Genomic DNA, 16,334 nt, shown 5'->3' with positions numbered 1-16,334 from the left:
ACGAAATACACTTGACTTTATTACAATGAAATGGAATATATTAGAAAACACTTAAAAACGAGGAGGAACTCAATGGCGCACTGTACGTATTGTAAAACGAATGGAAAGTAAAAGATGTATGGTCGATACTCGTGACATTTGAAAAAGATTGTCCGTATTGTTTCGGAAGGCAATACCTATCAAAGAAAACAATAAACGCTATGCCAGAACTTATAAGCCTACCTTTACACTTCTTATTACCTTTTCTTGTTGATTTGAGTGATGAAGGCCCTTTGGATTGGTATCGAAAAAAATAATATAACCACTTTATTCAAACCCTCTTTTCATTAAATTCTCTACTTATATATTCCTTAATACACTACTAATGTGATTCCAAATACTTTCCTTTCAAAAGATTAATATAAAAATATTGTAAAATTTCAGTTAATTATATATAATTGCTTTAACATAATGATTAAAGATGCTGTTACATACGCATTTTTGAAGATCCCGTAGCTCAGCAGGGAGAGCGCCACCTTGACAGGGTGGAGGTCGTGAGTTCGAGCCTCTCCGGGGTCATAAAAAAAAAGACACCATATCTATGGTGTCTTTTTTTTATGTAAGTCAATCACTTCCCATCAAACATCTGCTTCAACGACTTCGCATTAGCAAACAATACTTCTTTCAAGTTATCATCTGCAACGATTTTATAGTCGCCATCTTTGTTTTTCTTTAAGTTCAATGTAACTTTGCGAGTTGCCATGATTGCATCTTTATCTGATAAATGTTTGATGATCGCTGATGTCATTGTTTTTTCGATTGCTTTTTCAGATTGTTCTTTGTCTTCGCTAAATGCGCTAGCAAAGGCCATTGGCATAACTTCTCCCACTGCTTTTGTTACAGCAACGGATAGATCAGCAGATGTAATTTCCACTTGCACTTCTGATTTGTCATCCTTTTTCGATACTTCTTCTAGCTTTTCAAATTTAAAGTTTTTCGTAATGGCGCTCAGCATTGCTTTCGCTTCCGCATCATCTGTTTTTTCATTTAGTTTATTAAATTCTTTGTCACTCTCAACAAATGTACGAGCCTTTTCTACATCACCTTTTTGTATCGCAGTTAAAAATTCTTCTGTCGTATCTTTCGAATTTGCACATCCTGCTAAAACACCGACTGTTAATCCTACTACCATCATTAACAGCAATAATTTCTGTATCTTTTTCACGTTCATTCTCCTCTTATCTTTTCTAGTAAGTCAGCAGTATACAATAGTATGAAACTTACATTACAAACATTTTTTAGTATAGCATTTATATGAGTCATTCGTTTCTATTTTTTCAAACGTTCCTGCTTTCCATCTCATAACGCCCACTACTCTCTATTAAAAATTTGTTTCTTCATTATAAATAGCAAAATAAAAACCAGCAACTTTAAGATTGCTGGCTTATCTCTTATTCATATTCGAAAATACAATAACAATTGCTCCAAGCACATAATGCCCCGCTACCATCCACATGCTCCGGTCCAAAATCTTAAGTGACACCCAAAGCGATATATTAATAGCAGCAAATAATACGTATAAAATAAAGTCTCTCTTTTGTAGTGCCCCCCTATTCATTACAATGTAAATTGCACCGATTGGCGGAAGGATGAAGCAAAGGAAAAAAACAAACATTTTTCTTAACGACCATGGATATGAGGTTACTGTCTGCATATGAGTCTCCTTTTCACTTTATAGTACTTGGAACATCGGTCTTGCTACTCTATATTCGTCACTATAAGGCTCCTTTATGATTAAAGGTGAGTGAGGATTTTTTTCTTCTTCTACCATTGTGAATACTTTTGTTTTTTCTTGTAATATGTTGGATTCACTGTTTTTAGTAGGTTTTTTACTCGTTTCGATTTTCTTTGTTACTTCTCCGAGCCTTTGTCCAACTTTTTCAGCTTCGGCAGGTTCATGCGTTACATAGTATTCCTGACCCTCCCATACTAACATAGGTGGCACTGGTTGGCGTTTGTTACATATTATATAAGTAATACTAGCTATAAGTAGTAGACATGTTAGTCAACTCTCCCCACTGAGATAAAACGTTTCAGTGGGGGCTTGAGTTTGAATGCTAGGTCTTTTCGGTCTATCACTAGACTGTTTGACGCTCTAGCATTCATGCCACCTTACGGTAACACCCCAAGTATGTTTTTTGGTTGGTACTAAAAACGAACAATCGTTTTCCCACTTGCACCACCCTTTCGCAAAAGAGCAGTTCTTCCTTGCAGAAGAAGCCACCACTCAGATGAATCTGGCGTGTGCTACAAGCCCCGACAAGTCGAGTACACATGGATGGTTGACACACCCACTAAGCTATGCGCGAAGCAACAGCCTTACGTTTTTGCACTTCTAATAGAATCGGCGTTTTTACCTTGAGATTGTCGTCCAATTCTATAACTTTTGATTTTTGCAATGTATTCAGCGCACCATTAATATCAGCGTGGATGCATGTTCCTGCTTTACTTTGATACAGACCACGAGTAATTCGTTTGCCACTAAAGCGATAATGCGTCCTATCTTCCTTAGACCAAACTGGAACTGGATCTTTATCAAGAAAACTAGCTTTTGAAGTATAGCTTTCTTCTTGTTTTAAAAATTGTATACCTTCTTTTACACACTTATTCTCAATTGCTGCCATCAGTTTATGAAATGGGATTTGAACAAATGTTTGATTATTCTTTTTTCCCATATCAGATTTTTGTTTCCAACCCGCGTTATACCCTACGACAATCGTATCTATATCGAATGCTTTCACTTTTTTGAACAATAAGCCTACCGTTTGTGAAATGTAACCATTGATTTGTCTTTCCCGTTTATGCCAAAGTGCAGCAATTTTATTCGTTACAACGCGTTTTGAAAGCCCGTTTTCTATATTTTTCCGTTGCAGATTACGTATCATTTTGTTGAAGTACTGGTTAATAGATTTTAATTTTTTTCCATCAATTAAAAATGCATCGCCTGTATTTGTTACACAACTTACTAATCTATCTACACCTAAATCGCAACTCAAAGCGTTACTCGTAGTCGTGGATAGTTTCTTCATTTGAGAAACGTGCATTTCATATGTATAATGCACCTCAAAGAACCGACCTTTTTGCTTCGGTACAATCTCAATGTAGGAGATTTTTTTATGCCTTACGTTTTTCGGCATACGTATTTTAATGGAACCGAATTTTTTTCTAAATGCAACATTCATCGGAATCATCCAATACCCGTTATCATCCACTTTTGGAATTTGATAGATTTCAATGATTCGTTTATCCGTTGAACGAGAATAATTCGGAAACTTAGGACGACCTGTGAAGGTTTTAGGGTTTTTCTTCCACTGTTCCAACGCTTTAAAAAAGCTCTTCACTTCTGTAAATAAGGCTCTACGAATCGCTTGAACAGAGTTTGATTGAACGCCCGAGTAATTCAAATCAGCTTGCATGGCAGTGTCCACTTCTTTTACAGTAGCCATCTTGTTATAGTTCAAGTAACTTTGTTTAATCGTGTACAATCCGACATTTCGCAACGCTTTTGAACTATGTGACATGCGTTGCAGTAAGCGAAATTCTTTTGCAGTAAGGCAAGCTCGTCCGATATTCTGTTTCTGCGTGAATCGTTGCATGGTTTCTCTTTTCTTTTGTTTCCGTAATACTTTCACTGCTTTCTTTCTAGCCATTGTTTTCACCACCTTTCTCAGAGAGTTCATTACAATTATTTCTTTCCTAAGATCGTGTTTTTTCTTAGGAAAGAAATAATTTTGTAACTGTTAATTACTTTTGACAAATCAATATTTAGAACGGAACAAAATGTGAACATGTTCTTCATCTTAATTTCTTTTGGTTCAAGCAGCCGAATGATTATGATTATCTAATTTCGTTGTCCTACGATATATCCCCTACTCATCTAGAGCAGATTATATCGTAAGACAAAAGAAACAAAATTGTTTCGTCTACCTGCTGACGGCAATTCATCTCCACCTGAATTGTTGTGCTTCACCCGTAACACAAATCAGATGGAGTCTTCTTGCCGAAAAGGATAAAAAAGAAGATAGTTTTTTTATTCATATACTATGCTCCCTATCTATCATTTTATCAAATTATATAATATCAATTATATGTAGCAAATGGATTTAGTGGGGATTTTCGGATTTTATACAAAAAAGAAAAACCTTACTCAAGTAAGGTTCATTCTATAGTGATTGATTTATTAAAACAATCATTATGATAATTGCTATAAACATAACAACTAAACAGCCGATCATTTTATAAAAGCCTCTTTTCGTTAACGTCCCACCTTGCACGTCTTTCCGAATAAATAAGAATACGGCTAAAAATAATACAAGCCCAATGCCAAAAGCATACATCATTTGCATCTGTTAATCTTCCTTTCTCTTTTCCATCTTAATATCTTTTGGCCAAAACAACAAATGAGATAAAGACGGTACTCATCGTGAGTGCCATAAGTATATTCAATAGTTCAGTAGCAGATAGTGTAAATATTTTTAAGTTTAAGCCGATAGAGAAAAGAAGGTAATATGCTGTTAATGCAAAAAAAGTCACGAACATCCCTTTATAACGAATGAGTTTCATGCGTTCGTCTTTTTCTTTAAATTGTGGGTGTAAATAACTTAGGCAGAAACACATAATCATCATACCAAGTAACGGATAAGTCGCTGTTGGCGGTGCGGAATGCGTCATAATACCTGTTAATATCATAAATCCACTCATAAATAGAAAAATAATTCCCATCATCACAAAGTACTTTTGTGAATAATTCATTCCGATTCCCCCTCTTCTGTTCCTTCATAAATAAATACATGTTCTATCGTTGTCTGAAATGTTTTCGCTATTTCAAATGCTAACGGAAGTGATGGATCGTATTTTCCTTTTTCAATTGAAATGATGGTTTGTCTGGAAACGCCAAGTTTCTCAGCCAATTTTTCTTGAGATAGTCCAAATTTTTTTCGGTATTCGACCATTTTATTTTCCAAGGAAATTTCTCCCTCCTCCCTTATACCGAGTATATATGTAAAGCAAACTTTACGTCAAGCTTCCTTTACATATATTTTAGTTTGCTTCATTCCATTTATATAGAAGAAACCTTTTTCAATTTCAGCACGTCTATTTTGTAATGAAACATGGAACAATGTAAATAACTGTTACTATATCTCCACTTCTCTTTTTTTAAAATTTAATATCTCCATATTTGTTTTATCCTTTTAAAATATTTCATTTATCCCTTTCTTCCGCGAAATGTATTATTGGTTTTACGGTGTTTTTCGGCATATTTATAGAAACTAACTGTTTATGAAGCATTTTTTATGTTTAGCAACTTTTTTTGTAGAAATCCTTCACTTTCCTTTCAATATTTAACACTATCTAAATAAAGTTTACGCTAAATTCATAATTTTTTATTTTTTATACTATATCCCGTTATATTGTTGTATAATATCAATGAAAGCGCTTATTATTTCAATATACATAATTCGAACTCATTTTTATCGAAACATTCTAACTATTATACTTATATTTACATGCACCAATCTTAGTTATTTGTATAGGTATACCAAATATATCCACCCTATTTTTCTGTAAAATTACTTTATAACATGAAAGATTAACTTGGGTGATAAGTTATTGTGAATGTTTTTTTACAAAACAGATAAGTAATAGTGTTTGGTATTATGTAAATTATTGTAATAACATAAGAGTAAAGAAAAACATTTACATTGATTATTGGTTCATCAATTATTGAAAAGAGCAAAATGCACCTTTTTGTATGGAAAAAGGATTATATGCATTGGGAGGTTTAAACAAATGACGAGGAAGAATACAACGACAAACCCTTGGGCCAAGTTCCACGGTCCGAACCTTGGTTATGTTATTGAACAGTATGATCTTTACGTAACTGGAGCAGGTTCTGTTGATCCGGAATTACAAGAGCTTTTTGAAATTTTTGGAGCTCCTTCGTTTCAAGATGATGTCGTAACAGGGGACAACACAGCAACACATTTTTCTCCTCAAAACACAGGTAACATTGAAAAGATTCTTAAAGTCGTTCAGCTTGTTGAACAGATTCGTTCTTTCGGGCATACGTTGGCTCACATCAATCCGATGGAGGATGCTGCAAATGGACAATCTCTTCTTGAGAAAGCAATGAACGAACTGAGCGATGCTGATTTGAAAGCGATTCCAGCGAAAACAGTATGGCAAGATGCACCAGAAGGTATTCACACTGCACTTGATGTAATTCATAGATTAAAAGAAGTGTATACACAATCTTTAGCTTATGAATTTTCTCATATACAAGATAGTGAAGAACGCGCGTGGTTGCATCAAATGGTGGAATCAAATTCATTGCGTCAACCACTATCAAATAAAAAACGAACTGCTCTTTTAAAACGTTTAACAGCTGTTGAAGGTTTCGAGCAATTCTTGCATAAAACATTCGTTGGGCAAAAGCGTTTCTCTATCGAGGGCGTTGATATGCTTGTACCTGTTCTAGATGAAATTGTGCTAGAAGGTGCAAAGAACGGCGTAGAAGATGTCATGATTGGTATGGCTCACCGAGGTCGTCTAAGCGTACTTGCACACGTATTAGAAAAACCATATAGTCACATGTTTGCTGAGTTCAAACATGCAAAAATAGAAGGCGCAGTAGCAAACTCTGGCTGGACTGGCGACGTAAAATACCATTTAGGTAGAGAACAAGTCGTTAGTAACGAAGAAGTTAGCACTCGCGTTACATTAGCAAATAATCCAAGTCACCTTGAGTTCGTTAATCCTGTCGTAGAAGGTTTCGCACGTGCGGCTCAAGAAAACCGTAAAAAATCTGGTCTTCCAGAACAAGATACTTCAAAATCATTCGTAATTTTAGTTCACGGTGATGCTGCATTCCCTGGTCAAGGTATTGTATCTGAAACACTCAACTTAAGCAGATTGAACGCGTACCAAACAGGCGGAACAATTCATGTTATCGCAAACAATGCAGTTGGTTTTACGACTGATAGCTATGATTCTCGTTCTACAAAATATTCAAGTGATCTTGCAAAAGGTTTCGATATTCCGATTGTTCACGTGAATGCTGATGATCCGGAAGCTTGTCTTGCTGCTGCTAACCTTGCGATTCAATATCGCATGTTGTTCAAAAAAGATTTCTTAATCGATTTAATTGGTTACCGCCGCTACGGTCATAACGAAATGGATGACCCAGCAGTTACACAACCACAAGTGTACAAAAAGATTAAAAATCACCCAACGGTAAGAGCAATTTATGCAGATCAATTACAAGCTGCTGGTGTTCTAAATGCAGATGAAATTGAAACAATTACACAGTTTACGCAAGAGCAATTAAAATCTGACTATGCACAAGTACCGCCAGCTGATACGAGCGATGCAACAATTCACGTTAAAGTGCCAGATGTTGTTGCAAAAGGTATTCAGCCAATTGATACTGGTGTTGAGCTTGACTCACTTCGTGCAATTAATGAAGGTCTACTCTCTTGGCCAGAAGGCTTTAACGTATATCCGAAAGTGAAGAAAATTCTTGAGCGCCGTAAAGATGCTCTTGAAGAGAACGGTAAAATTGAATGGGCACTTGCTGAGTCATTAGCATTCGCTTCTATTTTACAAGAAGGTACGCCAATTCGTTTAACTGGTCAAGATTCACAGCGTGGTACATTCGCGCACCGTCACATCGTATTACACGATACTGATACAAATGAAACATATTCACCATTACATCGCTTACCAAACATCAACGCTTCATTCTCTGTTCATAACAGTCCGTTATCAGAAGCTGCTGTTGTTGGTTACGAGTATGGTTATAACGTATTCGCTCCAGAAACGCTTGTTATGTGGGAAGCGCAATATGGTGACTTCTCAAATACTGCACAAGCATTATTTGATCAATATGTTTCAGCAGGAAGAGCAAAATGGGGTCAAAAATCTGGTTTAGTTCTTCTATTACCACACGGTTATGAAGGTCAAGGACCAGAGCACTCTAGTGCGCGTCCTGAGCGTTTCTTACAGTTAGCTGCTGAGAACAACTGGACAGTTGCAAACTTAACGAGCGCGGCACAATACTTCCATATTTTACGTCGTCAAGCATCTATCTTAGGAACAGAAGCTGTTCGACCATTAGTACTGATGACGCCGAAGAGTTTATTACGTCACCCACTTACGCTTTCAACTGCTAGTCAGTTAAGCGAAGGACGTTTCCAACCTGCTTTAGAACAAGAAAACCTTGGTACAAAACCAAACAAAGTAAAACGTCTTGTTTTAAGCACAGGTAAAATGGCGATTGACTTAGCAGCAGAAATCGAGTCTGGTAAACATGAGTACAACTTAGATGAAGTTCATATCGTTCGCATTGAGCAGTTGTACCCATTCCCTGCTGAGAAAGTTCAGTCTATTATTAAACGTTTTAAAAACTTAGAAGAAATTATTTGGGTTCAAGAAGAACCTCGTAATATGGGCGCATGGCATTACATGGCTCCAATTCTGTTCGAACTAGCTGGAGATAAAGTGAAAACGGGTTACATTGGACGCCCAGATCGCTCTAGTCCATCTGGTGGCGATCCATTCGCTCACAAAGCTGAGCAAGAACTAATTGTTGCTCACGCTTTAGACGTGAAGTATAACTTCCGTCAAGATAAATTAGAAATTGAAGTTTTCAGCAACTAAAAAGTAACAATGAAGGTTTCTAGCTTGTTCCCCTGGGCAGATATTCTGCCCAGGGGGGCGGCTAACAAATGGAGATTACCGAAGACAAAAGAAGAAAAAACACACCGTTAGGCAAATAAGGGGAGGACATTTAAAATGATCGAAATTAAAGTACCTGAGCTTGCAGAATCTATTACTGAAGGAACTATCTCACAATGGCTTATCAACGTAGGCGACAAAGTTGAGAAAGGTGGCAGCGTTGTTGAGCTTGAAACTGATAAAGTCAATGTAGAAATCATTGCAGAAGATTCAGGTATTGTATCGAAGTTACTAGGCGAACCTGGGGATACAGTTGAAGTTGGCGCAACTATCGCAATTTTAGACGCAAACGGGGCACCAGTTGCAGTAAGTACACCTGCACCGGCTGCTGAGCAACCAAAACAAGAAACAGCTGAAGCACCAAAAGCTGCGGCACCAAGTGCTGAACAAACTGCAACTCTACAAGGTTTACCAAATACAAACCGTCCTATCGCATCACCAGCTGCTAGAAAAATGGCTCGTGAATTAGGAATCGACTTAAACGACGTACGTAGCACAGATCCACTTGGACGTGTGAGACCACACGATGTACAAGCTCATGCTGCAGCACCAAAAGAAGCACCAGCTGCTCCAAAAAGTCCAGCTCCTGCTCCAGTTGCAAAAACTGAATTCGAAAAACCAGTTGAGCGCGTGAAAATGTCCCGCCGCCGTCAAACAATTGCAAAACGTCTTGTAGAAGTTCAACAAACATCTGCAATGTTAACAACATTTAACGAAGTTGATATGACTGCAATCATGGAATTACGTAAAGAGCGTAAAGATGCTTTCGAGAAAAAACATGATGTACGTCTTGGTTTCATGTCATTCTTCACAAAAGCAGTTGTTGCAGCATTAAAACAATTCCCATTATTAAATGCTGAAATTCAAGGTGACGAGCTTATCATTAAAAAATTCTATGATATCGGTATTGCAGTAGCAGCTCCAGATGGATTAGTTGTTCCAGTTGTACGCGATGCAAACCAATTAAACTTCGCTGAAATCGAAAGCGAGATTCGTGAATTAGGTAAAAAAGCACGTGACAACAAACTTTCATTAAAAGAACTACAAGGTGGTACATTTACAATTACAAACGGTGGTGTGTTCGGTTCTCTAATGTCAACACCGATCCTAAACAGCCCACAAGTTGGTATTTTAGGAATGCACAAAATCCAAGTACGTCCAGTTGCAATTGATAACGAGCGTATGGAAAACCGTCCAATGATGTACATCGCTTTATCTTACGATCACCGTATTGTTGATGGTAAAGAAGCAGTTAGCTTCCTTGTTGCTGTTAAAGATATGCTTGAAGATCCAAAATCATTATTATTAGAAGGTTGATAGATTAACAATCTATTCCAGGCTGTAGAATGAATCATTCTACAGCCTTTTTTTATTGCGTTCATACGGGACAAATGTCATGACATAAGCTAATAATGTATGCCTAAAACGTAAGGAGGATTAAAATGAGTACCCTTCCAATTCATGCAAAATTGAAAGCAAATAAAGATACTTTCTTCCTCCCCGACTCAAACGGGGGTGTCTATTTTCGAAATAACGCCAGTTCATTTCGTATGGACGGTGATGGAATTTATAATTGGATTGAAAAATTAATGCCGATGTTTAACGGTAATTATTCTTTAGCAGAAATAACGGATGGTCTCCCTCTTCCCTATCAAAATCGTGTGTTTGAAATTGGAGAGATTTTATATACAAATGGGTTTGTCCGTGATGTAAGTCAAGATGCACCTCATGAATTAAACAGCGCATTACTTGATAGATACGCTTCGCAAATTGAGTTTCTAGAAGCTGATTCTCATTCAGGCGCATTAAAATTCGAAACGTACCGCAAAGCGAATGTCCTTATAATTGGTTCTGGAGATATGCTTACTTCCTTAGTTTCTTCTTTATTAGAATCCGGATTACCTACCTTCCATTACCTTGTGACAGATTATGAAGAAACGAATTACGACCGCATTCATGAGCTAATAGAACTTGCACATGAAGTGGATGATACTGTACTTGTTCAAGAAATAGATACGACAATTGATCGTCCCCTGCATGAAGTGTTCGAGCCCTTCGACTGGGTTTTATACGTTTCTCAAAATGGAGATATTGATGGCCTAAGAGCAGTTCACACGATTTGCAAGGAAGTAGGAAAGAACTTCATACCAGCCGTCTGTTTATCAACAGTTGGTTTAGCTGGTCCTGTCGTAATGGCTAATCGTGAAGAATGCTGGGAATCCGCATGGCATCGACTACATGAAACGACTTTACAAAATGAAAATTCATCAGCCGCCTTCTCTCCTATTACATCTGCAATGCTAGCAAATATAATCGTTTTTGAATTATTTAAGCACGTTGCTAATGATTCTTACCGAGAAAAAGAACCTCAATTCTTTTTATTAAATTATGAAACACTCGAAGGAACATGGCATCCCTTTATAAAACATCCTCTCGCAACTGATGAAAGTTTTACAATTGATACGATAGAAAATCTTTCTGAACAACTTGAGCAGCGGTCTATCCAGCATACTTCAACTGATTTATTCCGTTTTTTCGATTCATTAACTTCTAAAGAAGCTGGTATATTCCATGTATGGGATGAAGAAGATTTATATCAATTACCATTATCACAATGCAATATTCAAGTAGCTACACCTCTATCAGATGGCCCAGCTTCCCTCCTGCCTCTTATGACTTGCGCTGGTTTAACTCACAATGAAGCGCGCCGAGAAGCTGGTTTAGTAGGAATTGAAACATACGTAGCAGAAATTATGCACCGCCTTATCCCTGAACATACCGATATCGGTATTGGCGCTGGAGAAACGATGACAGAGGGTGTATACCGGGCATTACAACAACATTTAAATCACAAACTGTATGAACGACAATCACATATGCTAGAAGAAATTACGACGATCGACTTAACCGAAATTCATGATAAACATTGTAGATTTTATTACGATGCCCTCGCTACAATTCATGAAACACCTAAAATCGCAATGGGTGAAGATATTCTCAGCTTTCCAGTCGTTTGGGTCGGTATAAATGATCGATGGTATGGTGCATCTAATATTAATATGACGTTAGCCTTACGAAACGCACTACAACTATCACTTCTTCATAGTCAAAATGAAGAGACTCCTTACAGAACTAATATCTTGCCTGAATCCTCTATTATTTTATATGACACGGATTCTTTTAGAGTGGAAATACAAGCGGAAAAAGAAATTCCAGGTATGCAATCATTACAACTTGCCCTGCACCATTTAGAAGAACATAATTTTTATCCATTTGTGTTTGATTTAGCGATTGAATCATTTTTGAAAGAAAACTTAGATGGTGTGTATGGCGTATTAATTGCAAAGGAGGACGGTCTATGACTCAAAATATATTGCTTATAGGAGATAGCCTTCTTGCAGACTATGTACATGATCAATTATGCAAACAATATTCCATCATTCGCCAACATACAATTGCAGATGAACTCCCTGAAAATATCGAACTCGCTCTCGTATTACACGACGGCTCTCCTTCTACTATTCATCATGACGCTGAGCTAATTTTCCGTTCAAATCATATTCCGTGGCTACGTGGTTTTACTTCATTTGGTGAAGGTATTATCGGTCCTTATATTCATCCTCTTGCAGCAGGATGTACTCATTGTGCTGATGGACGACGCTTTATCGCTGGATTTGATCAAAAAGAAATGTGGGAGTTACAACGAAAATATGCGGTAAAAGAAGAAAACGTAACGAGGCGTGATGTACGTGCCACCCAAAATGGCATTCTGCAAATGTGCCATCTTATTTGCGCAGAAACAGAGAAAATATTAACTCATACTCATTCTTCTTTAGAAAATGAACTCATTTTACTAAACTTACAAACACTGCAATGTACGCGGCATTCTTTTCTTCTAGATCCGCTCTGTCCTGTATGTAGTAATTTGCCTGATGACACGGCAGATGCAGCAGCGATTTCATTACAACCGAGCTTAAAAACAAGTGATGCAACATATCGCTGTCGTTCCATTCATGAACTAAACACATTTTTAACGAAGGACTATTTAGATTACCGAGTCGGTATGTTGAACGGAAAAATGCAGCATTCTTTATTACCATTTGCTGACGTTATTATAAACATGCCGTTACTGTTCGGAAATGAAGGGGTTGCAGGCCGAACTCTTTCATTTGCAATAAGTGAAGCAACTGCTATTTTAGAAGGTTTAGAACGATATTGTGGTATGTCACCTCGAGGGAAAAAGACGAATGTGCATGGTAGTTTTCATGATTTAAAGGATCATGCACTGAATCCCCTTACGCTCGGTGTTCATACAAATGAACATTATAATCGTGATGGTTTTCCATTTAAACCGTTTGATCCTGACTATGAACAAAACTGGGTATGGGGATATTCATTGTCACAAAACCGGCCAATTTTAGTTCCTGAATCAATCGCTTATTATAGCCTCGGTCATCGAGATGCTTACGTATATGAAACATCAAATGGATGTGCCATTGGTGGTAGTTTAGAAGAAGCAATTTTTCACGGCATTTTAGAAGTTGTAGAGCGTGACGCCTTTTTGCTCACTTGGTATGCTGCATTACCTCTTCCCCGCCTTGATCTTAGTTCAGCAAATGATACGGAATTACAATTAATGATTCAGCGGCTGTACACGATTACCGGTTATGAATTGCATGCTTTTAACGCAACGATGGAACATGGCATCCCAAGCTTATGGGTAATTGCGAAAAATACGCGTGAAAATGGAATGAACGTTGTTTGCGCTGGAGGCTCTCATTTGGACCCAGTCCGCGCTTTAAAGAGTGCCATTCACGAAATAGCAGGCATGTTACTTATAACAGACGATGAGCTTGAACAAAAAAGAGAGCACTACGAAAACTGCTTACAGGACCCTTATCTCGTTAGCCAAATGGGAGACCATAGTATGTTGTACGGATTGAAAGAAGCGGAAGAACGTCTTCACTTTCTTCTGCGTAACGATGCCCCGATGCAAACGTTCCAAGAAATGAACAGGTTACAATCATTTGATCTTGATTTAACATCCGATCTTCATCAACTTTTAAACCGTCTAGGGCAATCTGGACTTGAAGTAATCATTGTAGATCAAACCGTACCTCTTATAGAAAAAAACGGATTACATTGTGTAAAAGTCATTATTCCAGGCATGCTACCGATGACGTTCGGTCACCATCTTACTCGGGTTACAGGACTGGATAGAGTGTATACCGTACCGATGACGCTTGGATATAGCGCTGAGCCTTTAACGAATGAACAATTAAATCCACATCCGCATCCGTTTCCATAGTAAAGGAGGGATTCTATGCAGCTGGATACTTTTTTACATCATCTCCATTTTTCTATAGACGAAATTATGCCGAATCATGAAGTGGACTGGGAAGATGCACCGCTTCCTTATAAATTATATCGAAATGTACCTATCATTCCTCTCTCTTTAGAAATCCCATTATCTTTACCCAACTCTTCTACTACACCTACTTTGAATGAGATTGGTCATTACCTTTGGTGCTCATTTGGTTTAACCCAGTTATGTCAGCTAAATAGCGAGAAAATTTTATTCCGAAGATCTATCCCTTCCGGCGGTGCTTTATATCCAAATGAATTGTATATATATTTAAAGATTGACGATTATCCAGACGGTATTTACCATTACGATGCCGCGCATCACCGACTTATCTTACTACGCGAAGGGAATTTCGATTCTTATCTTTCAGAAGCACTCGGCAATCGTTGTAACTTACAGTCTTGTTTTGGTGCTGCATTCGTATCCACTATGTTTTGGAAAAACTACTTTAAATACAATAACTTTTCGTATCGGCTTCAAGGGTTAGATAGTGGTGTTCTCATCGGACAATTACTTGAATGTGCCAAACAGTTCGGTTACACAAATGGCGTATATTTTCAGTTTTTAGATCGTGCAATCAATCATTTACTCGGACTGCCAGAAGGCGAAGAAAGCGTGTATGCTGTTGTTCCTTTCAGCACAGAGCCGCAAATTGATTGGTTTCACAATGATTACCGCGAAAATAAAACAGTTACTTCCCATGAGTTGTTACAACAAATCCCGTCGCTCGCACATGAACATTTCATTCGCTCAAAACATGTAGATGAATATCCGATGATAACAAAAATAAATGAAGCTTCTATGATTGAATCGACAGCACACTTCCAAACACTACATCATGAAGAGCACTATCAACATCATGCACACGCTGTACAACTACCGAAAGTAGAGCGATTATCATACGATTTTTTACAACTATGTAAACAACGGTATTCACCCGATGCTGATTTTACTTTAACGAAATGGGATGCAGCCGAGCTCGCTACTTTACTACAAGAAGCGAGCCTCTCCTTCCCTTATTACAACGACCTTGATGGTCAGTATGTAAATGAAAATGCACGCGTCGCATTATATGGGTGTTTCTATAACGTAAAAGATATAAAAAACGGTGCTTACACTTATAACAGTAAAACGCATTCCATACAACCACTTCGATATGGGGACCTTCGTTATCCCCTTCAATCTAGTATGACGATGGATAACGTAAACCTTTTTCAAGTGCCGCTTTGCTTGCATGTAGTCGGAAAGAAAGATTACTATACAAATGCATTAGGTTATAGAGGATACCGCATTCATCAAATGGAAGCTGGTATACTCGTTCATAAACTCGTTTTTGCAGCGACCGCGATGGGGATGGGCGGGCATCCTTTACTTAGTTTTGATACAAATTCATGTGATCAGCTATACGGGATAGATGCTGGAAATAAAACGTCACTTATTCAAATTCCTGTTGGGGCTTATCGGGCGCGGAATTGGTTAAAAGGGGATTTGCGTAATTAGAAGCACGCCGGTGTACGGCGTGCTTTTTTTAAAGGACTTAATTTATAAAAAGCGAAATGAGTATATATTCTTACATAAAAGGAGAGTTTAACTTGAGCATTTTACAACGATTAATCCAGCAAGCAAAAAATCCTCGCGGGACAATTGGTTCTTCCATGCTTTGTATTATGAACAGTGCACATACGAGACTAACCAATTGGGCACTACAGAAAGTACATATAAAGAAAGATGCAATCATATTAGATATCGGTTGTGGTGGCGGTAAAACGATACACACTCTTTCAAAACGAACTCCACTTGGGAAAATATACGGGATTGATTACTCCGACCAAGCTATAAAAAATTCTATACAGACGAATATAAAGGATGTTCAAAAACAAAAAGTCATTGTTCAACAAGCAAGCGTTTCTTCTATTCCCTATCCTACAAACTTCTTCGATCTCGTTACCGCTTTTCAAACACACTACTTCTGGCCTGATGTGGAACAAGATATAAAAGAAGTATTTCGCGTCTTACAACCGAAAGGATCTTTTTTATTAGTAGCTGAAACTTTTAAAATTCATTATCATATGGAGAAATGGAAAAAGAATGAAGAATTAATAAACCTATTTTATAAGACAGGATTTACAAATGTGAAATGTTATGAAGAAAGAGGATGCCTTTGTGTAATAGGAATGAAATAAAAAGCAGACCC

13 protein-coding genes, 1 tRNA gene and 1 pseudogene are annotated in these 16,334 nt (G+C 37.6%); 8 read left to right on the top strand and 7 right to left on the bottom strand.

Annotation, left to right across the window (positions count from 1 at the left end):
- The first annotated feature begins 72 nt into the window (after positions 1–72).
- Positions 73–296: pseudogene (locus tag AC2CGR_RS01745) on the top strand (hypothetical protein).
- Positions 297–485: 189 nt separating this feature from the next.
- Positions 486–558: transfer RNA gene (locus tag AC2CGR_RS01740), tRNA-Val, on the top strand.
- 49 nt (positions 559–607) lie between these two features.
- Here AC2CGR_RS01740 and AC2CGR_RS01735 read toward each other — a convergent pair.
- The 7 genes from AC2CGR_RS01735 to AC2CGR_RS01705 all read right to left on the bottom strand — a co-directional run bounded on the left by AC2CGR_RS01735 (position 608) and on the right by AC2CGR_RS01705 (position 5,003).
- The gene (locus AC2CGR_RS01735; RefSeq protein WP_484480465.1) at positions 608–1,204 is read right to left on the bottom strand and encodes a hypothetical protein; all 597 of its coding nucleotides are present in this window, start codon (positions 1,202–1,204) and stop codon (positions 608–610) included.
- A gap of 219 nt (positions 1,205–1,423) precedes the next feature.
- Complete coding sequence (locus AC2CGR_RS01730; RefSeq protein WP_270185375.1) at positions 1,424–1,693, bottom strand: hypothetical protein; 270 nt, start codon at positions 1,691–1,693, stop codon at positions 1,424–1,426.
- A gap of 18 nt (positions 1,694–1,711) precedes the next feature.
- On the bottom strand, positions 1,712–2,026 hold the full coding sequence (locus AC2CGR_RS01725; RefSeq protein WP_484480905.1) for a hypothetical protein: 315 nt from the start codon (positions 2,024–2,026) through the stop codon (positions 1,712–1,714).
- 307 nt (positions 2,027–2,333) lie between these two features.
- Positions 2,334–3,689: an RNA-guided endonuclease TnpB family protein gene (locus AC2CGR_RS01720; protein ID WP_484480464.1), complete on the bottom strand. Its 1,356-nt coding sequence runs from the start codon at positions 3,687–3,689 to the stop codon at positions 2,334–2,336.
- Between the two features lie 513 nt (positions 3,690–4,202).
- Complete coding sequence (locus AC2CGR_RS01715) at positions 4,203–4,385, bottom strand: DUF3976 domain-containing protein (RefSeq protein ID WP_087965401.1); 183 nt, start codon at positions 4,383–4,385, stop codon at positions 4,203–4,205.
- Positions 4,386–4,413: 28 nt separating this feature from the next.
- Positions 4,414–4,791 carry a permease gene (locus AC2CGR_RS01710; protein ID WP_270185377.1) on the bottom strand — a complete coding sequence of 126 codons (378 nt, stop codon included), beginning with the start codon at positions 4,789–4,791 and terminating at the stop codon, positions 4,414–4,416.
- Positions 4,788–5,003, bottom strand: coding sequence for a helix-turn-helix transcriptional regulator (locus AC2CGR_RS01705; protein WP_087965405.1), 216 nt, complete (start codon positions 5,001–5,003; stop codon positions 4,788–4,790). Before AC2CGR_RS01705 ends, AC2CGR_RS01710 begins: the two co-directional genes overlap by 4 nt.
- Before the next feature lie 826 nt (positions 5,004–5,829).
- Between AC2CGR_RS01705 and odhA the strand changes: the two genes are divergently transcribed.
- From odhA to AC2CGR_RS01675, 6 genes are all read left to right on the top strand, one after another.
- Positions 5,830–8,697, top strand: coding sequence for a 2-oxoglutarate dehydrogenase E1 component (gene odhA / locus AC2CGR_RS01700; protein ID WP_073542626.1), 2,868 nt, complete (start codon positions 5,830–5,832; stop codon positions 8,695–8,697).
- Between the two features lie 135 nt (positions 8,698–8,832).
- On the top strand, positions 8,833–10,092 hold the full coding sequence (odhB, locus tag AC2CGR_RS01695) for a 2-oxoglutarate dehydrogenase complex dihydrolipoyllysine-residue succinyltransferase (RefSeq protein WP_000569898.1): 1,260 nt from the start codon (positions 8,833–8,835) through the stop codon (positions 10,090–10,092).
- 125 nt (positions 10,093–10,217) lie between these two features.
- On the top strand, positions 10,218–12,137 hold the full coding sequence (locus AC2CGR_RS01690) for a putative thiazole-containing bacteriocin maturation protein (RefSeq protein WP_087965407.1): 1,920 nt from the start codon (positions 10,218–10,220) through the stop codon (positions 12,135–12,137).
- Positions 12,134–14,083, top strand: a complete 1,950-nt coding sequence (locus tag AC2CGR_RS01685) for a TOMM precursor leader peptide-binding protein (protein WP_484480463.1) — start codon at positions 12,134–12,136, stop codon at positions 14,081–14,083. Before AC2CGR_RS01690 ends, AC2CGR_RS01685 begins: the two co-directional genes overlap by 4 nt.
- Before the next feature lie 15 nt (positions 14,084–14,098).
- On the top strand, positions 14,099–15,640 hold the full coding sequence (locus AC2CGR_RS01680; protein WP_087965411.1) for a SagB family peptide dehydrogenase: 1,542 nt from the start codon (positions 14,099–14,101) through the stop codon (positions 15,638–15,640).
- A 92-nt stretch (positions 15,641–15,732) separates the two neighbouring features.
- A complete protein-coding gene (locus AC2CGR_RS01675) occupies positions 15,733–16,323 on the top strand; it encodes a class I SAM-dependent methyltransferase (RefSeq protein WP_087965413.1) in 591 nt (196 codons plus the stop codon).
- Positions 16,324–16,334: the final 11 nt, after the last annotated feature.

Source organism: Bacillus sp. LSHTCR4 (assembly GCF_057197025.1).
The sequence above is the reverse complement of the archived record's forward strand: the minus strand, read 5'-3'. Positions and strand labels throughout refer to the sequence as shown.

Excerpts from the sequence above, each read along its gene's own strand:
- AC2CGR_RS01720 (WP_484480464.1), bottom strand. The coding sequence starts at position 3,689 with ATGGCTAGAAAGAAAGCAGTGAAAGTATTACGGAAACAAAAGAAAAGA.
- odhB (WP_000569898.1), top strand. The coding sequence starts at position 8,833 with ATGATCGAAATTAAAGTACCTGAGCTTGCAGAATCTATTACTGAAGGA.
- AC2CGR_RS01690 (WP_087965407.1), top strand. The coding sequence starts at position 10,218 with ATGAGTACCCTTCCAATTCATGCAAAATTGAAAGCAAATAAAGATACT.
- AC2CGR_RS01680 (WP_087965411.1), top strand. The coding sequence starts at position 14,099 with ATGCAGCTGGATACTTTTTTACATCATCTCCATTTTTCTATAGACGAA.
- odhA (WP_073542626.1), top strand. The coding sequence starts at position 5,830 with ATGACGAGGAAGAATACAACGACAAACCCTTGGGCCAAGTTCCACGGT.
- AC2CGR_RS01715 (WP_087965401.1), bottom strand. The coding sequence starts at position 4,385 with ATGCAAATGATGTATGCTTTTGGCATTGGGCTTGTATTATTTTTAGCC.
- AC2CGR_RS01730 (WP_270185375.1), bottom strand. The coding sequence starts at position 1,693 with ATGCAGACAGTAACCTCATATCCATGGTCGTTAAGAAAAATGTTTGTT.
- AC2CGR_RS01710 (WP_270185377.1), bottom strand. The coding sequence starts at position 4,791 with ATGAATTATTCACAAAAGTACTTTGTGATGATGGGAATTATTTTTCTA.
- AC2CGR_RS01685 (WP_484480463.1), top strand. The coding sequence starts at position 12,134 with ATGACTCAAAATATATTGCTTATAGGAGATAGCCTTCTTGCAGACTAT.